The 23,882-nt window shown below is 71.3% G+C and carries 18 protein-coding genes and 5 pseudogenes; 10 read left to right on the top strand and 13 right to left on the bottom strand.

The genetic code is table 11. The features are described 5' to 3' along the window. Positions 1-9 precede the first annotated feature (9 nt). The 3 genes from ACJ9NR_RS36960 to ACJ9NR_RS36950 form a co-directional block, all read right to left on the bottom strand. On the bottom strand, positions 10-1,272 hold the full coding sequence (locus ACJ9NR_RS36960) for an alpha/beta hydrolase (protein WP_412492670.1): 1,263 nt from the start codon (positions 1,270-1,272) through the stop codon (positions 10-12). 219 nt (positions 1,273-1,491) lie between these two features. Beyond that, complete coding sequence (locus tag ACJ9NR_RS36955; RefSeq protein WP_412492669.1) at positions 1,492-3,501, bottom strand: glycosyltransferase family 2 protein; 2,010 nt, start codon at positions 3,499-3,501, stop codon at positions 1,492-1,494. A gap of 147 nt (positions 3,502-3,648) precedes the next feature. Further along, the gene (locus ACJ9NR_RS36950; protein ID WP_412512757.1) at positions 3,649-3,792 is read right to left on the bottom strand and encodes a hypothetical protein; all 144 of its coding nucleotides are present in this window, start codon (positions 3,790-3,792) and stop codon (positions 3,649-3,651) included. Here ACJ9NR_RS36950 and ACJ9NR_RS36945 point away from each other — a divergent pair. Both ACJ9NR_RS36945 and ACJ9NR_RS36940 read left to right on the top strand, forming a co-directional pair. Next, positions 3,761-3,838, top strand: a pseudogene (locus tag ACJ9NR_RS36945) (hypothetical protein); the annotation flags it as partial. The gene ACJ9NR_RS36950 and the pseudogene ACJ9NR_RS36945 overlap by 32 nt on opposite strands. 124 nt (positions 3,839-3,962) lie before the next feature. Beyond that, positions 3,963-4,382 carry a LysR family transcriptional regulator substrate-binding protein gene (locus ACJ9NR_RS36940; protein WP_412492668.1) on the top strand — a complete coding sequence of 140 codons (420 nt, stop codon included), beginning with the start codon at positions 3,963-3,965 and terminating at the stop codon, positions 4,380-4,382. Positions 4,383-4,771: 389 nt separating this feature from the next. Here the strand turns inward: ACJ9NR_RS36940 and ACJ9NR_RS36935 are convergent, their stop codons facing one another. Continuing rightward, positions 4,772-5,299 carry a hypothetical protein gene (locus ACJ9NR_RS36935; protein ID WP_412492667.1) on the bottom strand — a complete coding sequence of 176 codons (528 nt, stop codon included), beginning with the start codon at positions 5,297-5,299 and terminating at the stop codon, positions 4,772-4,774. 714 nt (positions 5,300-6,013) lie between these two features. Between ACJ9NR_RS36935 and ACJ9NR_RS36930 the strand changes: the two genes are divergently transcribed. After that, positions 6,014-7,195, top strand: a complete 1,182-nt coding sequence (locus ACJ9NR_RS36930; RefSeq protein ID WP_412492666.1) for an MFS transporter — start codon at positions 6,014-6,016, stop codon at positions 7,193-7,195. A gap of 599 nt (positions 7,196-7,794) precedes the next feature. Further along, positions 7,795-8,178: pseudogene (locus tag ACJ9NR_RS36925) on the top strand (dihydrofolate reductase family protein); the annotation flags it as partial. A gap of 209 nt (positions 8,179-8,387) precedes the next feature. Here the strand turns inward: ACJ9NR_RS36925 and ACJ9NR_RS36920 are convergent. After that, positions 8,388-8,885, bottom strand: a complete 498-nt coding sequence (locus tag ACJ9NR_RS36920) for an SRPBCC family protein (RefSeq protein ID WP_412492665.1) — start codon at positions 8,883-8,885, stop codon at positions 8,388-8,390. A 189-nt stretch (positions 8,886-9,074) separates the two neighbouring features. On the opposite strand from ACJ9NR_RS36920, the pseudogene ACJ9NR_RS36915 reads away from it, so the two are divergent. Next, a pseudogene (locus ACJ9NR_RS36915) lies at positions 9,075-9,167 on the top strand (substrate-binding domain-containing protein); the annotation flags it as partial. 429 nt (positions 9,168-9,596) lie between these two features. On the opposite strand, the pseudogene ACJ9NR_RS36910 reads toward ACJ9NR_RS36915, so the two are convergent. Continuing rightward, positions 9,597-9,794, bottom strand: a pseudogene (locus ACJ9NR_RS36910) (hypothetical protein); the annotation flags it as partial. A 558-nt stretch (positions 9,795-10,352) separates the two neighbouring features. On the opposite strand from ACJ9NR_RS36910, the gene ACJ9NR_RS36905 reads away from it, so the two are divergent. Together ACJ9NR_RS36905 and ACJ9NR_RS36900 are read left to right on the top strand one after the other, a co-directional pair. Next, positions 10,353-10,838: a DUF6082 family protein gene (locus ACJ9NR_RS36905; RefSeq protein ID WP_412492664.1), complete on the top strand. Its 486-nt coding sequence runs from the start codon at positions 10,353-10,355 to the stop codon at positions 10,836-10,838. Between the two features lie 59 nt (positions 10,839-10,897). Beyond that, complete coding sequence (locus tag ACJ9NR_RS36900; RefSeq protein ID WP_412492663.1) at positions 10,898-12,274, top strand: IS1380 family transposase; 1,377 nt, start codon at positions 10,898-10,900, stop codon at positions 12,272-12,274. Between the two features lie 1,108 nt (positions 12,275-13,382). Here ACJ9NR_RS36900 and ACJ9NR_RS36895 read toward each other — a convergent pair. Next, on the bottom strand, positions 13,383-14,099 hold the full coding sequence (locus tag ACJ9NR_RS36895) for a DsbA family protein (protein WP_412492662.1): 717 nt from the start codon (positions 14,097-14,099) through the stop codon (positions 13,383-13,385). Between the two features lie 412 nt (positions 14,100-14,511). On the opposite strand from ACJ9NR_RS36895, the pseudogene ACJ9NR_RS36890 reads away from it, so the two are divergent. Then, positions 14,512-15,063: pseudogene (locus ACJ9NR_RS36890) on the top strand (phosphohexomutase domain-containing protein); the annotation flags it as partial. Positions 15,064-15,084: 21 nt separating this feature from the next. On the opposite strand, the gene ACJ9NR_RS36885 reads toward ACJ9NR_RS36890, so the two are convergent. The 5 genes from ACJ9NR_RS36885 to ACJ9NR_RS36865 form a co-directional block, all read right to left on the bottom strand. Then, positions 15,085-16,014 (bottom strand): AraC family transcriptional regulator, encoded by a 930-nt coding sequence (locus ACJ9NR_RS36885; protein WP_412492660.1) that lies wholly within the window; start codon positions 16,012-16,014, stop codon positions 15,085-15,087. A 100-nt stretch (positions 16,015-16,114) separates the two neighbouring features. Beyond that, positions 16,115-18,292, bottom strand: a complete 2,178-nt coding sequence (locus tag ACJ9NR_RS36880) for an MMPL family transporter (protein WP_412492659.1) — start codon at positions 18,290-18,292, stop codon at positions 16,115-16,117. Between the two features lie 814 nt (positions 18,293-19,106). After that, positions 19,107-19,265 carry a hypothetical protein gene (locus ACJ9NR_RS36875; RefSeq protein ID WP_412492658.1) on the bottom strand — a complete coding sequence of 53 codons (159 nt, stop codon included), beginning with the start codon at positions 19,263-19,265 and terminating at the stop codon, positions 19,107-19,109. Next, positions 19,262-19,627: a rhodanese-like domain-containing protein gene (locus ACJ9NR_RS36870; RefSeq protein WP_412492657.1), complete on the bottom strand. Its 366-nt coding sequence runs from the start codon at positions 19,625-19,627 to the stop codon at positions 19,262-19,264. The genes ACJ9NR_RS36875 and ACJ9NR_RS36870 overlap by 4 nt, the downstream gene beginning before the upstream one ends. A gap of 301 nt (positions 19,628-19,928) precedes the next feature. Continuing rightward, positions 19,929-20,840, bottom strand: a complete 912-nt coding sequence (locus ACJ9NR_RS36865; protein ID WP_412492656.1) for a metallophosphoesterase family protein — start codon at positions 20,838-20,840, stop codon at positions 19,929-19,931. 475 nt (positions 20,841-21,315) lie between these two features. Here ACJ9NR_RS36865 and ACJ9NR_RS36860 point away from each other — a divergent pair, with 475 nt between their 5' ends. Then, complete coding sequence (locus ACJ9NR_RS36860; RefSeq protein ID WP_412492655.1) at positions 21,316-21,795, top strand: cation:proton antiporter regulatory subunit; 480 nt, start codon at positions 21,316-21,318, stop codon at positions 21,793-21,795. A gap of 3 nt (positions 21,796-21,798) precedes the next feature. Next, positions 21,799-23,028: a cation:proton antiporter gene (locus tag ACJ9NR_RS36855; RefSeq protein ID WP_412492654.1), complete on the top strand. Its 1,230-nt coding sequence runs from the start codon at positions 21,799-21,801 to the stop codon at positions 23,026-23,028. On the opposite strand, the gene ACJ9NR_RS36850 is transcribed toward ACJ9NR_RS36855, so the two are convergent. Then, the gene (locus ACJ9NR_RS36850) at positions 22,958-23,845 is read right to left on the bottom strand and encodes a universal stress protein (protein ID WP_412492965.1); all 888 of its coding nucleotides are present in this window, start codon (positions 23,843-23,845) and stop codon (positions 22,958-22,960) included. The genes ACJ9NR_RS36855 and ACJ9NR_RS36850 overlap by 71 nt on opposite strands. Positions 23,846-23,882 lie beyond the last annotated feature (37 nt).

Here is a 23,882-nt window from a genome sequence, read left to right as displayed (position 1 = left end):
GTCCCCGCGTCACCTGCGCTTGGTGGCCGCCTTCGAGGGCGCGGTGCCCGCCGCGCGCACCGCGGTGTGGCCCGGCTTGCGGTGGTGCCGGGGCACGACGTCCTGGGGGAAGGTGAGCTGCTGGTTCATCCACTTGAGGGTGGCCGGCATCTCCCGGGTCCAGGTCGGGAAGTTGTGGCTGCCCTGGTCGGGCAGGATCGACACCACGCGCATGGGTGCCCTGACGGCCTTGATGAAGGCCAGCGTCTGGGGGTAGCCCCGCTCGCCGTGCTTGCTGTCGGCGACCAGGACGGAGACCTGGGGTGCGGGAAGGTGCTTGAGCCGCCACATCAGGTCGTGGCCGTTGACCCGCTTGACCCGGCCCAGCCCGCTGCCGAAGAGATTGCCGGTCGTCGGGTCGTCCTTGACCTTGTAGTCGGGCGAGAGGGCGCCGGCCGTCGTGTACACGCCGGGGTTGCGCATCGTCAGCTGCAGGGCGCAGCTGCCACCGGAGGAATACCCCATGACGCCCCAGGAACTGGCGTCGTGGCCCGCCCGGTAGGTGGCCTTCAGCGCCTCCGGGAGGTCCTTGGCCAAGAAGGTCTCGGTCTGCGGTCCGCCAGGGACGTTGACGCATTCGGTGTCGCGCGGCGGAGCGATCGTCGGCCGGATCATCACCATGATGGTCGGCTGCATCTGGCCGCTCCTCTGCAGGGCTGCGGCGGTCTGTGACACCCGCAGGTACTGCGCGAGGTTGAAGATGCTGCCCGGGTAGCCGCTGAGTGCGACGATCACCGGGAAGCGCTGCCTGTGGTACGCCTTCTGGAAGTACTGCGGCGGCAGGTAGACGAAGGCGGGGTCGACGACGCCCGTGCGTCGGCCGATGACCTTCACGGACTCGACCCGCCCGTTCACCGCCGCGGGGCCGGTGGGCAGCCCACTGACCCGTTTCAACTGCTCGTCGCCGGCGGGCTGTATCAAGGACCCCTTCACGGAGACGCCGGTCACCGCGCCGTTGCCCTGCTGATCGGCCGCCTGCGTGACGCCGACGGGGGTGGTGTCGACGTTGCCGAAGAGCTCACCCCACGACCCGAAGAACTGGTACGACGAGTTCAGCCAGCACGCGAAGGCCGCGATGATCGCCACCTGGGTCACTCCGACGGCCGCCAGCCGTCCGAGCACCTGCCACGGCCCCTGCCTGGCGAGCCGCGGCCAGAACCAGACCAACAGCGCCACACACACGGCGGACAGGGCCACCATCACGTACACGGTCGTCTCGCTGGTCAAGCCCATCCCACTCAATCCCCGGTTTCCTTGCTCATGGTCTTTCCGACACCCAGGAGGAGGGTTGCGGACCCTCCCACGTTCCCCAAGAAACGTAAAAGGGACAAAGACCCAGACCCTTTCATGTCTTCTCGGAAGGGTCCGGCACGGACCTGAGCGGCTGTCACCCGTCACGACGCGGAGTGCGGGTGACCGGTCGCCGCGGACGCGGCAGGCCGCGCCCTTCGGCTACTTCCGCACAGCCCGGCGCAGTCTGCCCGCCGCGCGGCGCAGGATCCTCAGCACGGCAGGGCGGGCGGAGGGCCCGCGCCGCCCGGGATCCTGGGCCGCCATGGCGGCGGCCGCGGCGGCGAGGCGTCCGACCACGGCACCACCATGCGCGGGGACGCCGAGGACCAGCGGGAGCGCCACCGGCTTGCCGGCTCCGGCCGACGACGGGATCAGCTCCAGCCGCCACCGGCCGCCCACCAGTTCACCGGACGGGAGGCCGGCGCTCAGTTCGGCCCGGCCGGTCCCCCGGGCGGACAGCGTGGCGGGGAGGTCGGCCCACCGGCCGGTCCCGGCGTCGGTCAGCCTCAGCACTGCCTCGCTCTCGCCCCGGACATGGAGCGGCAGGGCGAGGGTGAGGCGGTCGGGGTGCGTAGCCACGGTGACGTCCGCGGGGGTGAGAGCGGCGAACTCGTAGGAGATCCTGTCGGTCCTCTGGTCCACGTCGAGCGAGAGACTGCCCTGCGGGCCGGTCCAGTACGGCAGGACCAGGCGGGCCGGGGAACCGAGAACCGCGGCGCCGCGTCCGCGCTCGGCCCGCTCGCCGCGCACGGAGCCGAGACGGGTGTCCTTGGTCCACCCGCAGGAGCTGACGCGGACGAGGACGTCCCAGACGCCCGCGCCCAGTTCGGCGCCGTTGGCCGCCGTCAGCGGATCGACCCGCGAGGTGGCGCGCAGCACCTGACGGAAGTGTCCCTGCCGGCCCTCCACCGCGGTCTTCTCACGGGTGAGCTCGACGGGCTGGAAGAACTCCGCGGCCGTCGTGCGCTCACGCACGACGAGGTCGGCCTTGGACTTGGCCAGCGGGGCGGCGGTGCTCGTGCCGAGCAGGGCGACGGCGTCCAGGGTGGTCCGGGGCAGCGGCGGGACGAGCAGGTCCTTCCCGCCGTCGGAGCGGAAGGTGAGGGGCTTGCCGCCCGAGGTGTACTCGGCGGTGAGGCCGATCGTCAGCCTGCCGTTCTCCCAGCCGAGTTCCTCCAGGGCAGCGGAGGGTTTGATGCCCGACTCCCACCGGGCGAACTCCTCGATGTCGGCGAGCCGGCCGGCCGCGATCAGGCCGGCGACGATCTGCTGCGTGGTCGGCAGTCCGGCCGCGACACCCGGTCCGAAGCGTTCGACGACCACCTTGTGGATCTCGTCGAACAGCTCCTGGCGGTAGTCGGCGGGCAGTTTGAGCAGACGCCGGCCGCGCATCCGCTCGACCATCTCGTTGCGCAGCCAGCGGCGGAAGAGCCGGTCGCGCAGCGGGCCGGGTTCAGTGAGCTCCTCCACCACGTCGAGGGCTTCACGGAGGTTCCCGAAGTAGCCGACCGGGTCGAATCGCTGCAGGCCCGCGTTGGCGGCGTCCTCGCGTTTGACGTGGTAGTAGCACAGGTAGTCACTGAGGACGGCGACGTTCTCCGCCCGCAGGTAGGCCTCGGTGACGAAGACGTGGTCCTCCAGACGGCGGCGCCCCTCCGGGTAGCGGAGGTCGTGCCGGTCCAGGAACGCCTTGCGGAACATCTTGTGCGGGGTGAGGCTGTCGATGAGCGGGGCGTTCCCGACGTTCGCGTGCGGGCGGTTCTCACGGAACAGTTCCCGCGGGACCGAACGGCCCTTGCCGGCCATCTTGCCCACGATCACGTCGGCGCCGTGCGCCACGCCGTAGTCGTACATACGTTCAAGGGCTTCGTCGCCCAGCCAGTCGTCGTTGTCCACGAACTGGATGAACTCCCCCTTGGCGGCCGCCATACCGACGTTGCGCGGCTTACCCGACCACCCGGACCCCTCCTGGTGAATGACGTGCATGTGCGGGTGTTCGGCGGCGAGCCGGTCGAGCCGCGCGGGTGTCTCGTCGGTGGAGCCGTCGTCGACGAAGATCGCTTCGTACTCGTCGTCGGGCAGGCTCTGGCGCAGAAGGGAGGCGATGCAGTCCTCGATGTAGGTGCCCGGGTTGTAGACCGGGATGACCACGCTCACCTTGATGGGCACGTGCGCTCTCCGCCTCTGCTGCTGGGTCACTCCATGACGGCCGTCCCGGACGCCCCGCCCCGCCCGGGCGCGAGAGTGCGGGCACGGCACCGACTCAACCTACTACATGACGTAGAGGGTGGCCGTCCGCTCCGGCCGCGGGGTGGCTCATTCCAGCGGATCGTGATTGACCCAGATCGCCCGGTACGGATGACGACCCTGCCGGCGCCTGACGAGGTCGACGGCTCCAGGCAGGGCGAACACCGCGTCCAGGACATCGATGCCCGGGCGGGCCGCGGCCCGCCCGGGCATCGCACAGCCGCCCCTCTCCAAGGCGACCCGGCGCCTGGAATCCCGACTCGGGGTGACGCTGCTGGAGCGCTCCAGCAGGCACGTCGCGCTCACGCCCGCCGGTGAGGCGCTCCTGCACCACGGCCGGCACGCGCTCAACGCCGTGGGCGCGGCCGCCGAGAAGGCCCGCCGTGGCCGCCGATCAGCACACCCGTCTGCGGCTGGTGATCAAACCCGGCGGCGACGCGAACCCCCTGTCCGGCATCCTGGCCGCCCACGCCCGCCGGCCCGGCGCCCGTCAGGTGGACATCGTCTTCGGCGGAGCCACCGACCGCGCCGACCACGTCCGCGACGGCCGCGCCGACGTCGCCCTGCTGTACGTGCCGTTCGACGACATGACCGGCCTGGACCACGAAACCCTGCTGGTCGAGGGACGCGTCGCGATCCTGCCGCCGGACCACCGGCTCGCCTCCCGGACAGAGGTCACCCTCGCCGACCTCGCCCAGGAGACACTGCCGCGCTGGAAACTGGAAAAGGTGTGCGGTGGACCGGAGCACCCGACGCCGGGGCGGGACCCGAGGTCACCGACGCGGCCGAAGCCCTGCACATGATCAGGCTGGGGCGCACGATCGCGATGCTCCCGCGCTCTCTGGCCCAGCCCGCGCACCCCGGTCTCGTCCACCGCCCCGTGATCGACGCGCCCCACAGCCGGCTGGTCCTCGCGTGGTCACAGGACGACCGCCGTCGCTCGGTCGGCCTCCTTCGTCGCCGCCGCCGCGGACGCCGCGGGCGCCGCGGGCGGCCCTGAGGCGTGAGGGCGCGGACGCCCCGCCCGGCCTCGGGTGCGGCGGCGCCGCGGAACGACGACCGTGAAGGTGGGCGACGGGACGCGCCGGTGAGGACGGGAGGACCCGGGGGCCCGTACCCGCTGTCCGCGGCCCGAACAGACGCGGGCCCCGGCCGCCGCGCGCCGGCCGGGGCCCGTGGGTCCGGAGCGAGATCAGCAGCGCTTGGCCGTGGTGGCCTGGCCCGGCACCGGGTCGCCGGGAGCACGCAAGGTGCCGATGGCCGAGGTGCACTCCTTGACCGTGTCGGCGGGCAGGGACCAGAACTCCTGGCCGTTGGTGGCGTTCCACCAGTCCTGGCCCACGACCTTGTCACGGGAGTAGCTGTAGACGCCGGCGCTGACGTCGTAGTCCTTGATCTTGTCGCGGAAGCTCTGCCACACCCAGACGTAGCCGTAGTTCGCCTTGCACTTGGGTGAGTAGAACTGCTTCACGGAGGCGACGTGCGCGCCGCCGCGGTTGATGTAGGCGGTGGCGCCGATCTGGTAGGCGTCCGAGCAGACGCCGGCCGCCTGCGCCTTCACGCTCATGGGGTTGCCGGCCTCGGACGGGGCGGCCGAACGGGCGGTCGGACTCTGCTTGCCGGGCGACGGAGCCGGGCCGGTGCCGGCGAACGCGGAGGTCGCCGGCAGCAGGACGCAGGCGGACGCCGCCGCGACGACCAGGACGGATCGAGCACGCATGTGGAAGTTCCCCCACTTCTTGGTGTGTGACTCGCAGGGTGGTGAAGCTGACGCGGACAGCGAACACGAGCGGCTCGGAGCGAAGCCCCGCAAAGAGCCGGAGAACATGGCGAAGAACGCTGTCCACGCGTATCGGTCACCAAGTCAGACCGCCTGAGCCTCCGGATGGTTGTGGTGCAACAGGCATTTATCGGGGTCTCTTTCGGCCACTGTTGAGAACTGCTGTTGCGAACTGCTTCGGTGACGGTCGAAGGCTGCTTCGGTGACGGTCGAAGGCTGCTCGGGCGACAGTGGCGAGCGAGCCGATCGGCACACGGCGGGTCACCGTGGCATCCAACTGCCATGTGCGCGCTGGATGCTGCCGTGTGCCCGCTGGATGCTGGTGTCTCGCGCATGGGCAGAGGCGGATGAACGGCGGCCATTCCCCGGAGCGGGCCGGCGGGACCCGCCGCAGACGGTGCCCGCCGCGGGCGGCAGGATGGCGTGCGGCGGCGGTGACGCGCCGCCCGGCGACGTGGAGGCAGTGATGACTGGACCGACGGACGGTTCCCCGCGAGCGACGATCTCCATCGGCGGGAACGGCGTCGCGGCCGGTGTGACAGCCGGTGTGACGGTCGGGCCGGGTACGGCATCCGACGGTCTCCGCTTCGTGGGGGCGTTGTGGGCGTGAACAGGCCGGTGCCCGGGGAGCACGGCACGGAGCAGCCGGCGCGAATGGGGCCGTGGCGGTTCGTGGTCTGGTTCGGTGTCGTCAGCCTGCTGGCCGACGTGGTGTACGAGGGCGCCCGCTCGGTCACCGGCCCCCTGCTGGCTTCCCTGGGTGCGTCCTCCCTGGTCGTCGGGGTGGTCACCGGCGCGGGAGAGGCGGCGGCGCTGGGGCTGCGGCTGGTCTCGGGTCCGCTGGCGGACCGGACGCGCCGTTTCTGGGGCCTGGCGATCGCCGGGTACGCCCTGACCGTCGTCTCGGTGCCGCTGCTGGGCGTGGCCGGGGCACTGTGGGCCGCGTGCGTGCTGGTGATCGCTGAACGCGTCGGCAAGGCGGTGCGCTCGCCCGCCAAGGACACGCTCCTCTCGCACGCCACCGCCGCGACCGGGCGCGGCCGGGGCTTCGCCGTGCACGAGGCGCTGGACCAGATCGGCGCCATCGCCGGGCCGCTGCTGGTGGCGGGCGTGCTCGCGCTGACCGGGAACGACTACGGCCCGGCGCTCGGTGTGCTCGCCGTCCCCGGCATCGCCGTACTGCTGCTGCTCGTCCGGCTGCGCGCCCGGGTACCGGATCCGGAATCCTTCGAACGCCGGCTCGACACCGCCGCGTCCGAGCCCGCGACGGCGCGGGCTCGGACGCGGGGCGGCCGGCTGCCGGGAGCGTTCTGGACGTACGCCGCCTTCACGGCGGCCACCACGACCGGCTTCGCCACCTTCGGTGTGCTCTCCTACCACCTGGTCCAGCGTCATCTGCTGGCCGCCGCGTGGGTGCCGGTGCTGTACGCGGCGGCGATGGCCGTGGACGCCGTCGCCGCGCTGGCCACCGGATGGCTCTACGACCGGATCGGCCCGCGCGTGCTGGTCGCTCTGCCGGCGCTGACCGCGGCGGTGGTGGCCCTGGCGTTCACGGACACGGTCGCCGTCGCGGTCGCGGGGTCGCTGGTGTGGGGCGCGGCCGTGGGCATCCAGGAGTCCACTCTGCGCGCCACCGTCGCCGACCTCGTACCCGTGGGACGCAGGGCGACCGCCTACGGCCTGTTCGCCGGCGTGGTCGGTGCGGCGAGCCTGGCCGGCGGCGCCCTGACGGGTGGCCTGTACGGCTACTCGATCCCCCTGCTGATCACGGTCGTGATCGCCATCCAGGTACTGGCTGTCGTGCTGCTGGCCCTCACCCGGAGCGGGTGGCGCTGAGGGCGCCGCGGGGTCCGTCACGGCCACGGTCACCGGCGTACGCGCGGGGTCCGTCACGGCCACCGTCACCGGCGTACGCGAAGGGTCCGTCACGGCCACCGTCACCGGCGTACGCCGGAAAAGTGACTCGGGTGCCCCGGCGGCCGGCCGTCCTCAGCCGCTCGCGTGGGCGTCAGCGAGGTGGCACCGCAGGTCGCTCGGGGACGACCGCGGCACCACCCCTGACGCGGCCTCACAGCGCGCCTGGAGGAAACGCACGGAGGCCTGGACCGGCGGGTGCCCGGGCAGCCCGGCCTCAGGCTCGGCCGACCGGGTGATCCACACCGCCGTAGGTCTTGTGACCGCCGGTTCCGGAGAGGGCGGATGCGTGCGCGACCGATGAGATCGGCGCCGCGCTGCGGTCGTACCGAACGACGACTCCTGCCCGAACGGCACCACGACCATGAAGCTGACGACCGTCACGAACGTCTCCGTCGACGGAGTGACGCAAGGACATCGACGCAAGGACATCGACGGATCGACGCAGGCGGCGCCCGGCGCGAAGCAGACGCGCGGGCGAGGACGGCGGCGGGTTCGAGCGCTGCGGGTGGGCCCCGCCGTTGCTCGACGACCAGGCGTCGGCGTTCATCAGCCGGACCTTCCGGCGCGCCGACGCGTTCCTGTTCGGCCGGCGCACCTACGAGATCTTCGCCGGCTCCTGGGGTGCGGGCATGGATCCGGGAAACCCCGTCGGACAGGCGTTGAACACGCGGCCCGAGTACGTCGCCTCCACCACGCTCACCGATCCGCGGCGGGCGGGCACGACCGTCCTGTCCGGCGACCTTGCGGCCGCCGTCGGCGAACTGCGCGCCGCGCCCGGCGGTGAGCTGCAGGTCTGGGGCAGCGGCGCCCTGATCCGGTGGCTCCTCGAGCACCGGCTGGTGGACGAGACCGTGCTGCTCACCCGTCCCGTGGTCGTCGGCCGAGGCACGCGGCTCTTCCCGGCCACCGGTCCGGACCCGGGGCTCGGACTGGTCGACCTGCGGTCCACCCCGAAGGGGCTGACGATCCAGACCTTCCGCACCACCGGTCGCCCGCGGTACGAGACGGCCGCTCCTGAGCCGTCCGGGAGGCGGCGAAGCCGCGTGAGCCGCGGGCCGCCGGGGCATCGGGGTCTCCGCCGTGGTCCGATGCCGGGCCCCGGGCGCCCGGGTCAGCCGGCCGCCTCGACGTACGACGCCAGGTTGGCCAGCGAGGAGGCGATTCCGGCCTCGTGGGCCGCCTGGTCGATGCCGGGCGGCACGTCCGTGGCGGTGACGGTCACCTCGGTCGCCTCACCGGTGGCCGCCGCACCGGTGGTCGCCTCACCGACGGCGGCCAGGTGCCAGGTCATCGTCATCGTGCCCGCGTACGAGGGATCGTCGGCCTCGAACACCGCCCGCTGCACCACGCGCTCCGGTGGCACCAGGTCGGCGAACCCGACGTCGACGACATCCGTCGCCTCCGACGTCTTGCCGGGGCTGTCGGTGGGGTCGAGGTAGGTCAGGACCATCCGGAACCCGCCACCGGGCCGGGGATCCCACTGCTCGACCCGCCCGCGCATGCCGTCCGGCGGCAGCCAGACCTCCAGGGCCTGCCGGTCCAGAAGGGCACCGTAGACGGTCGCCGGTGGCGCCGCGATCACCCGGCTGGCACGGTCGGTCCTTCCCATGGCCTGAATTCTAGGCCCGGGGGCCCGGGGCCGGCGGCGGTACGGGAGGTTCAGGAGCGGGCGGCCCGTGCTTCGCCGACGCCGGTGTCCGGACCCACGGCCGCGAAAAACAGACAATAGAGCCCGGGCCACCAGGACGCTGCTCGACCGGCCATCGTCTGCGGCAACGACCTCTCGGCCACGGCCGGGATGGCGGTCGCTCAGGACTCCGGACTTCGGCTGCCCGAAGACCTGTCGGTGGTCGGCTTCGACGACGCGCCGCTCGCTTCCTACACCAGCCTCCCGCTGACCACCTGCCGCGCCGACCCCGTCTGCTGGAGCCGAGCATCCGCCCAGGCACTGGGTGGAACTGATCGAGACCGGCGCCACCGCCGACGTGGAGCTCGAGCCCACCATCCTGTTGGTGCTCGCCTCCTCCGGCCCCGCGCCGGTCCGCTGAAACCCGCGGCGTTCCGGTGCGCCCCGCCCCCGGGACGGGCCGGGGCAAGCACGCACCGGTCGAGCCGTACCGCAAGTGATTCCCCAGCAAGAAAGTGAACGTCCAATGAAGAAGGCCCTTCTCGCCCTGCTGCCGGTGGCCCACCTGACGCTCAGTGCGTGCGGCAGCGGCGGATCCGACTCCGGCGCCTCAGCCGACGCCCACGGCCCGATCACGATCTGGTACTCCAACAACGCGCAGGAGATGCCGCACGCCCGGGATCCCGCTCAGCACCTGCGGTCTGGCAACGGCTTGCGGTCCGAGTGGCGAAAGCGTCGCTCGCGCCGCGGCAGCAACGGTTCCAGGCGGCCCCACAGCTCATCTGACACTCTCCACGGCAACTCCCCCACACCGGACGAGATGCTCAACTGCGGCCCTACACGCCATCGTGGCGGAGCCGCCTCATTGTGTTGGCCGCTGTCAGAGCTCATCGGCGGAACTTGGTCACGTCTATGGAAACCTCGCGGCCGGAGGGCAGCGGGCTTCGTCTTGGGTTGGCAATTGGGGCAGCAGCGAGAGAATGGTCGGCTCCACTCGCTCGGGGCCCTTGCCCTTCAGTAGGGAATCAAGAGCGCATGGCGGTCGCAACGATGCACAAGTACTCTTCGATGTCTTTCTGCCTGGAACCAGGAGTTCTGACGGTATCGAACAGAGACCCCCTCGATCTACCATGCCTTCGTTGGAGACATGACACCAGAGGGACCACCGGCAATAGGACTGGCAATCGAGACGCTGCCCACGGCGATTTTTCCGGACTGCAAAAACTCCGCCAGTGTGCACCCTCCGTGCGCCGTACGTGCCCCCATTGATCCGTTTCCATCCCATACCACGGGGGAAAGTACACCGAGAAGTGCGGGAAGCACTTCGGTGTAGCGGAGGAACCCATGGCGCCACGCCGCGTACGAGAGACTTACACTCTCGGTATCATCACACTGGTCTCGTGTATCGGATCGGTTGGCCTTACTCTCGCACTGACTAGCATTCCCACTGTGCAATCGACAGCCATGGGCAACGCAGGCCAATCCTACGGGGCCGCTGCTGCCGCCACCTCGATCGTGGTGCTCATCTACATCGCCCGTACGTTTCGCTTGCAGAGCGAAGAGTCTCGCTTACAACGCGAGATACTCGTATCCCAGACGCAAGAGTCCCGCCTGCAACGTGAGACCCTTGAAGCCCAAACAGCTGAGCTTTGCCTGCAACGTGAAAGCTCGCTTGAACAACACAAGGCGGCGCAACGTTCGGCAGAAGCAGCGGTTCGAGCTCGGCATATTAAGCTGCTCGAGATGGCTATAAACGATCCCCTCCTGATGGAATGCTGGGCGGGCTACGACCTCAACCTTCCCAGCGAGCGCAAGAAGCAGTACCTTTACTGCAACCTGATCATCTCGCACTGCTGCATGTGCTACGAACTAGCCTCGCGCTTTCACGCGGCAGGGCGTCCGGTGGGTGATCAGAAACGCAGAGAGTGCTCCTGAACTGCAACGATGGGACTTGTCTAGGGTCCAGGCCGTCGCAGGAAAGAAGCACTCTCCAGATGAAGAAGCGTATCGGATTCTACCCGCGTGTCCGTACCGAAGGCGGTGGTCGCGGGGTGGTTTCCCAGGCCGGCGGGGTGCTGCTGGCGGAAACGGTCCGCAAGACCGGTCTGGATCAGGCGATATCGGCGGCGCTGGCGCCGTGGCGCAAGCCGCGGGCGGTACATGATCCGGGCAAGATCCTGCTGGATGTGGCGCTCGCTGTCGCGCTGGGCGGAGACTGCCTGGCAGACGTGGGCATGCTGCGGGCCGAGCCGGCGGTGTTCGGGCCAGTGGCTTCCGACCCAACGGTGTCCCGGCTGGTCGACACGCTGGCAGCGGACGGGAAGCGTGCGCTGACCGCACTGCGCCAGGCCCGCGCTCAAGCCCGTGAATATGTGTGGACGTTGGCCGGTGACGCGGCGCCGGACGCTTCCGGTCAGGTGGTCGTGGACCTGGACGGGGTGCTGGTGATCGCGCATTCCGAGAAACAGGGCGCGGCCGCGACCTGGAAGAAGACCTTCGGCCATCATCCGCTGATGGGGTTCGTCGACCACGGCCGGGGCGGGTCCGGGGAGCCGGTGGCCGCCCTGCTGCGGCCCGGGAATGCGGGCAGCAACACCGCCGCCGACCACATCGAAGCCGCCCGGCTCGCCCTGGCACAGCTGCCGAAGAAGTACCGGCGCGGACGGCAGACGCTGCTCCGCACCGACTCCGGCGGGGGCACCCACGAGTTCGTCGACTGGCTGTCCGTCCGCGGCCGATGGCTGTCCTACTCGGTCGGCATGACCATCACCGACGCCATCCACCACGCGGTTTTGAAGGTCCCGGCATCGGCCTGGACGCCGGCCGTCGAGCCCGACGGCGAGATCCGCGACGGCGCCTGGGTCGCCGAGATCGAGGGCGACTGCCTCAAGGGCTGGCCCAGGGGAATGCGGCTGATCGTGCGGAAGGAACGGCCGCACCCCGGCGCCCAGTTGCGTCTCACCGACGCCGACGGCATGCGCCTGACCTGCTTCGCCACCAACACTCGGCACACCCCGATCGCCCAGCTGGAGCTGCGGCACCGCCAGCGCGCGAGGGCCGAGGACCGCATCCGTGCCGCACGCGCCACCGGCCTGCGCAACCTCCCCCTGCACGACGCCGCACAGAACCGGATCTGGCTCGAGATCGTCCAGATCGCCCTGGACCTGCTGGCCTGGATGCCGATGCTCGCCCTCACCGGCCAAACCCGCCGGTGGGAGCCCCGCCGCCTGCGGCTGCGGCTGTTCTCCGCGGCCGCTCAGCTCGTCACCACCGGACGCCGCCGCATCCTCCGCCTCGCCAGGCACTGGCCCTGGACCGGCCTGATCACCGAAGCCCTGCAACGGCTCGCAGCCCTGCCGAACCCCGGCTGACCAGCAACCTCCCGCTCCTACGAGCAGCACCACCCGACCGGAGCCGTGGAACCCGGCGCCCACCCGACGCGACAGCCGGGCCACCAGCCTGCCCACCTGTAGAAATAACCGCCCCGAGCGATCCGGAAAGGTCCGTCAGCAAGCTGACGGACCCTCACGCAAGATCGAGGCTAGGTTACGTGAACGACGATGAGGTGCAAGCCTCTTTGCGCCACATTCTGAGCAATGAAATAGTCAGGGAGTTCTGGGAATCCACACGGACACCACGGAACCTCGTGGCGCCGCACGGGGGCAAGCTTCGCAAATTTTACGACTTCGCAGATCTTGCATACCTATACCACCCGGACGGCGATGGCGTGATTCAATAAGGGGTCACCCATCTTGAATCACGCCCTCTCAATCAAACAGTCGGAGGGTTCCATCCGGCGCTAATGAGAACGCTCCGTGGAACCACTACGAGCTCCTCTCCTTCACTCACTCCCGAACCACCGGGGAGTGATTCGCGAAGCTCAGACGAAGCGGTGTATCCGATGAAAGCAACATCGCTTGACGTCGTAGAGAATACCGCTGGACATCCCACGTTATCGACACACCGATTCGGCGTGTCCAGTCGTTTCGCAATTCGCATGTATGTGCATACCAATCCTAGAAGAGCGCTCGACGTCTTACATGAGACAGCGCCCAACCACTCCAACGAGAGGTCACTCTAAGCCATCAGCAACTCGGCTTGCACACGGGACTCGGAAAGTCGGCAATGCCACCTGAACATACGGTAGTTTCTTTCATGTACTACGCCGAACAGCCAGACGACGTTCTTGCGGCAGATGCCACGGTTTCCCTACCGCAACTGTGCCCGGGAGCCCTTCGCCGGTGCAGCAGCGAAGACCGGACGTGCCCCATATGGAACTGCGCCAGAAGCGTTGGTTCACGGTGAGGCACATCAAGTCGATGGGATCGTTGAGCGTGTGTCAACATGCACTTGGTTCGTCATCGCACCTCCCGAGCGGCTATCGGTAGTCATTACTGCATGGGCAGACGTTGACTGAGGCCACGAAAGGAGCAGTTACCGTGACGATCCAGACGCAACGTCGTCGGGGGCAACCGATCGTCACGTCGCCGCACCGACCACCTTTGTCAGGTATTCGTCGAAGAGATCTGCGCTGTAGAGGAGCCCGCTGTACTCGACGGGGATTCGGTACCCGTTGACTTCGGCGGTAGGCGTGCCCGGCCCGGCGTGCCCGTTGTAGTGCCCAGCGGCATCGAACACCTTCTCGGAGGAATCCACGAAATCCCGGTACTTCATGGACTTCACCGCGGTGTCAAAGGACCGGCTTCGTAGTCCCTTCACCTTGCTCCCCAACTGCAGCAGGCGCTCGTAGGTGAACCCGTCGACCTCCTCGGAAGGCTGGTTCCGGTAGAGGAGGGCGTGGTAGTCGGCGAATTTCCCCTTCTCCACCGCCGCGCGCAGCGCGTTGACCGCCTTCTTCGACCCGCTTCCTCCCAGCCGTTCGTCCAGGAACGACGCCATCGTGTACTCGACCTTGACCTTGCGCCGTAGAACCCACTTGGTCAGGACCAGGCCCCCGCCCGAGGTCTCGAATCGCCGGCAGTACGGGCAGCGCGGGTCTTCGTAGAGGTGCACGGTAATCCGCGCCCGGGGATCGCCCACCAAGATGGTCGTGCCGTCTGCTTCCACCTGCTCGGGCACGTCATCCAGCCTGGCGTAATCGGCCATGCCCGAGATCTGTTGTCCGCCGTCGGGAGCCGCGACCGGGTGCCGAGACCCGCAGCCCGCCACGGCCGCGCCGAACACGACTGTCAACACGGCTACCGTCAGCCGTCTACCCCCGCGCCTCAGCCGCATCATGCCCCCCTGCGTGTCATGGAAGGGCAGAGTAAGGCATCCGCTGCACGGCCAGGACGGCGGGGGTTCTTCCGTGGTGCTCCCCACTGCTGCCACAAGTTCCCTACGCGCTCTGGTGGTTACCCTTCGACGTCCAGAGACTGTTTGCGTGCGACACCACGCCTCGAATCTCAAGCGGCGGCCACACCACCAGCTCCGATCACGGTACCCACTACGTTCCAAGCATCGGCCATGGCCCACCCCCGCTTGCGACGCTGCCCGGAGGATCGCATGCCTCTGGGTTACGCATCAGCAGGCGCGGGGTCCATCAGGCAGGTGGCCATGCAACTCACGTCATCCAGTCCCCTGGGCAGAGAAGTTGTCACCGTGTGAGAGAAGCTTGACCGATCACCCGGGAAGCACCATGCTGCACAACCTGATCACCTCACGGACCGTGCCCGAGGTGGTCCGCGAGCTCGGCGGCACCCCGGTCCGCACCCGGGTGGGCCACTCCTTCATCAAGGCCGAAATGGCCCGCACGGGCGCGGTGTTCGGTGGTGAGCACTCGGCGCACTACTACTTCCGCGACTTCTACAACGCGGACACCGGCATGCTCGCCGCCCTGCACGTGGTCGCCGCCCTCGGCTCGCAGCCGGAGCCCTTGTCGCACCTGGTCGGGCGCTACCAGCGCCATGCGGGGTCAGGGGAGATCAACACCGCGGTCCCCGACCCGGACTCCGCCCTCGCGGCCGTACGCGTGCACTTCGCCGCGCGCCCCGAGGCCACCGTCGACGGGCTCGACGGACTGACCGTCTCCACCCCCGCCTGGTGGTTCAACCTGCGCCCCTCCAACACCGAACCGCTGCTGCGGCTCAATGTCGAAGCGGCGGACACGGCGGCACTGGTGCGGGTGCGGGAGGAGGTGCTGGCGCTCGTGCGCCGGTGAGCCGCCCGGGCGGCGGCCGGCTCAGGACGCGTGGTCGCCGGCCTCCCGGCCGGCGGTGGCCTGCCGGTGTGCGGTGCGCCACCGGCCGGGCGGGAGGCCGTGGGTACGGCGGAAGGCCGTGGCGAACGCGAACTCGTTGCGGTAGCCGACGCCGGCCGCGACGGAGGCCAGGGTGGCGTCGGTGCGCAGCAGCGCGTCCTCCGCGTGTCCCATCCGCAGCTCGGTCAGGTACGCGCCGGGGCTCTGCCCGACGACCTCCTTGAAGGTGGCGGCGAAGCCGGCCCGGGACATGGCCGCGGCGTCCGCCATCGTCTGCAGCGTCCAGCGCAGCTCCGGCCGTTCGTGCACCGACCGGATGACCTGGGCGAGTCCGGGATGGGCCAGCGCCCGGTACCAGCCGGGCGCCCGGTCTTCGTCCCGCTGCCACCAATCGCGCAGCGCGTACACCAGGTTGAGGTCCAGGAGCCGGTCGAGGAGCACCTGCTGCCCAGATCCGTGCGTTCCGGCCTCGGCGGCCAGCAGGCCGATCGCGTTGCGGTGCCGGGGGCTCTGCGCGGGTGCGGGTATCCGGGCGAACCGGGGCAGGGACTCCAGCAGGCTCCTGCCCACGCTGCCTTCCACGACGTAGGCACCGCAGAGGATGTGGGAGGCGGGTCCCGGTCCGTGGTCACTGCCGCGGCGGCGGGCGTCGGTGATGGTTTCGGCGTCGGCGCCGATCCCACTGACGAGCCGGTACGGCTCTCCGGCGGTGGCGAGGACGACGTCGCCCGCCCCGAGCCGCACCGGTTCCGCACGGGCCGCGGTCAGCCAGGCGGTGCCGTCGAGCAGGATGTGCGCCGTCAAGGGCCGCCGCCCGGTGAACCCCAGTCCCCAGGGTGCGGTACGGCGCAGGGTGGAGAAGACCGCGCCCCGTGCCCGGGCGCGGGCGAGCTGGTCGCTGAGCACGTCCACCCCGTCAGCGTAGACGGATGCGAATGTTCTCTCCTCCCTCACTCATCCGTCATCGGCGCACCGCCCCGGTTGCCCGGGGCGGTGCGCCGTGGAGGGGGGATCAGCCGTGGGAGAAGTGGATGTCGGGCAGGATCCTGCGCAGCCAGGAGGGCGACCACCAGGCGGCCCGGCCGGTGAGGCGCAGCATGACCGGTAGCAGGACCAGGCGGACCAGGGCGGCGTCGAGGAGGACGGCCACGCCCAGCACGATGCCCATCTCCTTGGGCGGCAGGGGCCCGGAGATCGCGAAGGTGAAGAAGACGGCGACCATGACCGCGGCCGCGGCGAAGATGACCCGGCCGGAGTGGGCCAGGGCACCGGTCATGGCCTCGCGTGGGTCACCGCTGCGTTCGAAGTGCTCCTTGGCGGAGGCCAGGAGGAAAACGGTGTAGTCCATCGCGATGGCGAAGATCATGGCGAAGAAGAACACCGGGGCCCAGCCGTCGAGGAAGCCCTGGGGTGTGAACCCGAGCAGCCCCGCCCCGTGTCCGTCCTGGAAGACCAGCCGTGCCGTGCCGAAGGCCGCTCCGGTGGACAGCAGGCTGGCCAACGTGCCCAGGGCGGCGATGAGGGGTGCCTGCAGGGCCAGCAGGAGCAGGGCGAATCCGAGGACCAGGACGACGCCGATGACCAGCGGGGTCTTCTCCTTGAGCAGGTGCTGCAGGTCCAGGTTCTCCACCGCGGCGCCGCCGACGAGAGAGCCGCCGGGCAGTTCGGCGCGCAGGTCGTGCACGGTGCCGGCCAGAGCCGGGTCGGAGGGGTCGACGGTGGGGACGGCCTGGATCAGCGACCAGCGGGACCCGTCGGCGGCCTGCTGGGCCGGCATCACACCGGCGATGCCGGGAGTGTCCTTGAGCTGGGCGGTGGCAGCGGCGGCCCGGCCGCTGGGCGTCACGATCTGCAGCGTCCCCGGAGCCCCCGCGCCGAAGCTCTCCTGGACGGCGGTGTAGCCCGCTCGTGCGGAGGCGTCCTTGGGCAGGACGTCGATGGAGGGCATCGCGGTGCGCAGCCCGATCACGGGGGCGGCCAGGGCGACCAGGACGGCCAGCGCGGCCACGCCGTACAGCACCGGTCGGCGCCACAGGCGCTCGCCCCAGGCGTTGAAGCGCGGTGAGCGGTGTTCACCGACGCGGACCCAGGGCAGGGCGAGGGAGTCGACACGGTGGCCGAGCTTGCCCAGCACGGCGGGCAGCAGGGTGAGCGTGGCGGCCAGCACGAAGGCGACGGCGAGCATGATGCCGCCGGCCATGGACCGGAACGCCGGCGAGGGCACCAGCATCACCGCCGACAGGCTGACCAGGACGGTGGCACCGGACAGCAGGACGGCCTTGCCCGCCGTGTCCATGGTCTCGGTCACGGCGTCCACGGTGCTGCGGGCGCGCCCCATGCGGGCGCCGCGGAACCGCATCACCATGAACAGGGCGTAGTCGATGCCCAGGGCGAGGGCGAACATCATGGCGAAGTTCATCGCCCAGATGGAGATCGGCGTCAGCTGGGTGAGCAGGACGAGGGATCCGGCGGAGGCGGCGAGTCCGGCGAGGGTCAGCAGCAGGGGCAGCCCCGCGGCGACCAGGGATCCGAAGGCCAGCACGAGGATGACCAGGGTGACGGGCCAGGACAGCAGCTCGGAGTGGATCATCGCGTCGTGGTTGGCGGCGTTGAAGTCGCTCCAGAGGACGGATGATCCGGTGGCGTGCACGCTCACGCCGTCGCCGGACAGCGCGGCGAGCGGGCCCTTCAGATCGTCCGCCGCGCGGACCATCTCGTTGGTGTCGGCCTTGGCGCCCGCCAGCACGACGGCGGTGTGGCCGTCGGCGCTGATCGTGGCCCCGGGCTGGGGCGGGACGACGGTGCCGATACGGCTGTCGTCCTTGAGGACGGCGGTGGCGCGGGTGATGACGCGCTGGACGCCCTGGTCGCTCACGGGCCGGTCGGAGGAGATCACGACCTGCAGCGCGGAGGAGGCGTTGCCGCCGAAGTGCTGCTGGGCGATCTGGCGGGCCTTGACCGACTGGGATCCGTCGGCCTGCCACCCGGCGCCGGAGAGGGCTGAGTTGATCTGCGGGGCGAAGGCGCCGAGCACCGCCACGACCGCCACCCAGATGACGACGACGAGTTTGACGTGGGTGGCCGCCCAGGCGCCGAGGCGTCCGAGCGGCCCTGGTCGGACCTTCTTCCCGGTTCCGGGTGGTGCGGCGGTGATCGTGCCGCCGGTGGGCTTCGAGAGATCGGCGTTCATGAGCTGTCCTCCAACGGATGCGGTGAGCAGAGGCGGTGGGCAGAACCGCGGGATGGCAGGGATGGGCCGGATTGGGTGCGTACGGGGGCGGAGTGCAGGGGTGTGGTGCGGGGGTGTGGTACAGGGGTGTGGTACAGGGGTGTGGTGCGGGGGTGTGGTGCGGGGGTGTGGTGCGGGGGTGTGGTGCGGGGGTGTGGTGCGACGAGCCGGGAACCGGCCGGAGCACGGCGCCGGTGTATCTGAGCGCTCCCGGCCGGGGCGCGACGGCGAGGCGCCGAGGCAGCGGGGCCGGAGACCGACACGTCGGCCGTGCGGCGTACCGGGCGGGCCGGCCTCGACCCCGGTGAACCAGGCGTTCACCGCCCGGCGCGGGCCCTGTGACCCCCGCGCCCCAGGACAGCCGGGCCGATGAGTGCGCCGCGACGTCCGGCGGACCGGTGCCGAGGGCGTACCGCGTCCGGAAGGCCGGTGCCCTGACCGGTGCGCGAGCGGCGACGAAGCCGTCGCTCAGCGGCCCGGTGGGCGCGTCCCCGGCTCGTGCCTCGTGACCGCGGTCCCGGAGGCGCGGGCCGGGTGCGTACCGCGGCCCTGGCCTTGCCGGGGCGGGACGTCCTCCCGGCCGCGGAGCGGTGAGAGCGGTGAGGACGCGGATGGGGCGGTCAGCCCGGCTGCGGCAGGCGGTCCGCGACCGCGCCGGCCCCGGCCCCGGCCGCCGGAAGCGGTCCGGCGGCGGCGATCGGAGCACCCGGCGCCCGCCGCGCACGCCCGGAACGGGCGTAACCGCGCGGGGCGGCCGCCGGGGTGGCGGCCACGCTCAGCGGGCCGGCCGGGGTAACCGCGCCGGAGGCCGAGCGGCGGTCGATTCGAGCAGGTGGATCGGTATGCGCATGGGCAGGACACCGCCGCCGCCCGGTGTGCCGGGCGCCGGCCCGGACACCGCGGCCGGGACGAGGGCCAGGATCATCGCGCTCATGCCATGGAGCCTCGACGGCCGTTGCCGCGGTTGACGGGCAGACCCTCACGGGCCCAGGCCGTCATGCCCCCGGCCACGTCACTGACCTCCACGCCCTGGGCGGCCAGCAGCTTGGCGGCCTGCCGGGAGCGGTGACCGGAACGGCAGATGGTCATCACCGGCTTGCCCCGGGCGGACGCCGGCAGCCCGGCTCCCGACATCAGGCGGGTCAGCGGCAGGTGCAGCGCCTTCGGCGCGTGTCCGGCGTTCCACTCCGCCTTCTCGCGGACGTCGAGCAGGACTGCCTCGCCCTCGGTGTGCCGGCGGTGGGCTTCGGCGGGCGTCAGCCTGCCGGCTCCCCGGCGTTTGAAGAAGGACAACATCGTTGGTCGGCTCCTTGCGTGTCGGTGAATGTCAGTGATCGGGAGTCGTGAGTGTCAGTCCGGCCTCCGAAGCGACCCCATATCCCGACAATTACCCCGGGGGGTATCTGACAGCCAACGTAACAGAGATACCGGTGGGGGTATTCCGCCGGCCGTGTGACGCGGGCTTCATTCACCCGGAGGAGTGACGGCGCCGACGCCTGCCGCCCCCGATCCGACCGAGCCGCACCATGAACCACTCCGCCCGCACCGCACGCCTGCGCCTTCCGGCGCCCGCAGCCGTGTCCGCGGGGCGCCGGCATCACTGCGGCGGCAGTCCGGACGGTCGCGGCACCGGCAGCACGACGCGGTCCAGGACGGCACCGTCGTCGCGCACCGCGGTGACGGTCACGTGGGCCGCCGTGACCTCGACGGCGGTGAAGTGGTGGTGCGAGGCGGCAGCGGCGCGGGGTGGAGTCCGGCAGCCCGAGGCAACCGGGTACAGCGAGGCGCCCCCGCCCCCGGTCACGATGTAGGTGACACCGTGCGCGGAGGTGAACCGCTGGTAGTTGTGGTCGTGGCCGTTCAGCACGAGCGTGACCCGGTGGCGTTCCAGAACCGGCACCCAGCGGGCGTCGACCGCGGGCGTGGAGCCGTGCCGCGAGCAGGACCAGGCCGGCTGGTGGAAGACCACCACGCGCACCGGGGGGCCGGCGGCGGACAGGCGGCGCTCCAGCCAGCGGGTCTGGGCCGCGTCGACGTGGTCGGCGTCGAGGAACAGGATCTGCGCACCGGGCAGTTGCTTCGCGTACGGCAGGTCCGGCAGGCCCAGGTGGCGCAGTTCGGCCTGCCCGTGCCCGTTCTGCACGTCGTGGTTGCCGAGAGTGATCCACGTCGGGCGTCGCAGGGGGCGGTAGGGCTCGTCCAGACGGGAGGCGAACAGGCGCGGACTGCCGTCCGGATAGACGTTGTCCCCGGTGGTGACCAGGGCATCCACCCGGTGCCCGGACCGTTCCCAGGTCCGCATGGCCCGGGCGACGGCGCGCTGCGCCGCGCCGCCGGTGCCGAAGTCCCCGATCACGACGAAGCCCGCCCGTGCCTTCTCCGTCCGGGGCGGGGTGCCGGAAGCCGCGGCGGTCGGCGGCGGGGGCGTCGTCCCGGCGGCGGGGCCCGGCCGCCCGCCGCAGGCGGTGGCCAGCAGCAGGAGTGCGGCGGCAGCGCCCAGAACCGTCACCCGGCGCGTCCGCGAAGGGCGGGGGCCCGCGCCCGGCGGGTGCGCGGGGGCCGGCGTCCAGGAGCAGTGGGGGTGATCGGCGTGACCACGGCCGAGGTCACCGCCGCGAGCGGCCCGGGCCGCCCGCTCCCTTCTCCCTCCGAGACTCTTCCCAAGTCCCTCCCCAAGGCTCTTCCCAAGTCCCTCCCCAAGGCGCTTCCCAAGGCCGATCCTCACGGTCCCTCCCGGTGGCTTCGGGCCGCTCGCCGCCCGCTCCCGCGCCGGCACACCACCGGCGAGCGGCCGCTTCCGTTCCCAGCCTCGGTACCGCCGGTCCCCGGGGCCAGGGGCCATCAGGTCGCCCGAAAGGCCCGCTCAGCCCTGCCGACGCGGCCCGGCGGCCCGGACACTGGCGTCAACCCGTAAGGGCCGGACCCGGCGGATCGCGCCACGGGTCCGGGCGGGCCACGACTTCACGGCTGACGGAGTGATGCGGGTGGACGTCAACGAGGTGCTGCTGCCAGGGGTGGGGATGCGCTACGAGTTCGTCAACCACGAAGGAGACCGGCTCGGGGTCGTCGTGCAGCGCTCCGGGGACTTCGAAGTGGTGCTGTATCCCGGCGACGACCCCGACGAGGCCCGCCCGGTCTTCCGGCTCACCAGCGAGGAGGCCGACACCCTCGCGGAGATCCTCGGCGCCCCCCGCATCGCCGAACGCTTCGCCGACCTGACCCGGGAGGTGCCCGGCCTGAGCGCCGGGCAGGTCGAGGTGCGCGCCGAGAGCCCGTTCGCCGGCCGTGCCCTGGGCGACACCAGGGCCCGTACCCGCACCGGCGCCTCGATCGTGGCCGTCGTCCGGGGCGAGGACGTCATCGCCTCACCGGGGCCGGGGCAGACCCTGCGGGCCGGAGACGTCCTGGTGGTCATCGGCACCCGCGAGGGCATCGGCGGCGTCCAGCGCATCGTCCAGGGCTGAGCGGTGCGCACACCCGTGGCCCTGCTGCTGGAACTCGGGGTCATCCTGACCGTGCTGAGCCTGCTCGGCACCCTCGCACGACGCTACGCCCTCACCCCCGTACCGCTGTACCTGCTCGCGGGGCTGGCCCTGGGCGACGGCGGTGTCGCCGCGGTCCCGGCCGCCCGGGACTTCGTCGACACCGGCGCCTCGATCGGGGTCATCCTCCTGCTCTTCATCCTCGGACTGGACTTCACCGTCCGGGAGTTCACCGCCGGCCTGCACCGCCACCGCGGCTCCGCGGCCGTCGACCTCGTCCTCAACGCCGGCCCCGGCGCCGTCGCGGGATGGCTGCTCGGGCTGGACAGCACGGGCATCCTCGCACTGGCCGGGGCCACCTACGTCTCCTCCTCCGGCGTCATCGCCCGCCTCCTCGGCGACCTGCACCGCCTCGGCAACCGGGAGACCCCGGCGGTGCTGTCGGTGCTGGTGATGGAGGACTTCGCGATGGCCGCCTATCTGCCGCTGCTCGCCGTCGTCACCGCCGGCGGCGCCTGGTGGCAGGCGCTGCTGGCCGTCCTGGCGGCCGCGGCGGCCGTCGCCACCGCGATCCTCGTCTCCGCCCGCTGGGGGCACCATGTCGGCCGCGTCCTGACCCATCCCGACCCCGAGCAGGTGCTCCTGCGCGTCCTCGGCATCACCCTCGTCGTCGCCGCGCTCGCGGAGATCGTCCACGTGTCCGCCGCCGTCGGCGCCTTCCTCATGGGACTCGCCCTGACCGGCACCGCCGCCGAACGGGCACGGGCCGTGCTCAGCCCGCTGCGCGACCTGTTCGCGGCCGTCTTCTTCCTCGCCCTCGGCATCTCCGTGGCCCCCGGTGATCTGGTGCCCATGCTGCCCGCCGCCATCGCGCTGGCCCTGGCCGGCGCCGCCACCAAACTGGCCGCCGGCTGGTACGCGGCCGCCCGCGACGGCGCGGGCCGCCGCGGGCGGCTCCGGGCCGGCACCGCCCTCATCGCCCGCGGCGAGTTCTCCGTCGTCATCGTCGGCCTCGCCGGTACCGCACAGCAGCGCCTCGGGGCTCTCGTCACCGCCTACGTGTTCCTCCTCGCCGTGTGCGGGCCCGTCCTGACCCGCTTCGCGCCGACCCGCCCCGCATCCGGGCGGACGCCGGCCGTGGCCGTCAGCGGTGCTCGCCCGCTCCCCGCACCACCGCCAGCGGGCAGTGCGCGTGATGGAGCAGGGCCTGGCTGACCGATCCCAGGAGCAGGCCCGCGAAACCGTCACGTCCCCGAGCGCCGACGACCATCAGCTGAGCGGACCGGCTCGCCTCGATCAGCACCTCCCGCGTCCTGCCGTGCACCACCCGGTGCTCCACCGGCACCTCCGGATACCGGTCCTGGTGACCGGCCAGTGCCTCGGACAGCAGGCGGTCCTCCTCCGCGGCCAGCGCGCCCGGCGGGTTCGCGTACGGCAGCGACGGGTCGCGGGGCGGGGGCAGCGGCGCGTTCCAGGTGGTCCAGGCGTGCAGCGCCAGCAGGTCGGCCTTGCGGAACGCGGCCTCGGCGAAGGCGAAGTCCACGGCCCGCTCGCCCGCGGGCGAGCCGTCCGCACCCAGCACGATCGGCCCAGGGGCACGGGGCTGTTCGCGCACCACCAGGACCGGGCACCGCCCGTGGGCCACCAGGTGAACGGCCGTCGAGCCCACCAGCAGCCCGACGAACCCGCCCATCCCCCTGGACCCGACCACGACCAGCTCGGCGGCGCGCGACTGCGCCTCCAGGACCGTCAGCGGCTCACCGGTCACCACGACATGACCGACATCGACCTCCGGTGCCGCCGCCCGGGCCCGCTGCACCGCCTCGGCCACGAGGTGCTCGACCATGTTCCGGATGCCGCCCTCGGGCGGGCCCAGCGGCCACGGCCCCAGCGGCACGTGCGTCGCGGGCCACACGAACGCGTGCACGATCCGCAGACCCGCACCACGCAGCCGTGCCTCATGTGCCGCCGCGTCCACCGCGGCGAGACTCGAGGCGGAGCCGTCCACACCCACGACCACCAGTCCGCTCATGGTCATCTTTCCCGCCTCCACCCGTGACGCCCCTCCA

The organism is Streptomyces sediminimaris, assembly GCF_047049295.1.
GTDB classification, from domain to species: Bacteria; Actinomycetota; Actinomycetes; order Streptomycetales; family Streptomycetaceae; genus Streptomyces; species Streptomyces sediminimaris.
This window is presented reverse-complemented; position numbering and strand designations above follow the sequence as displayed.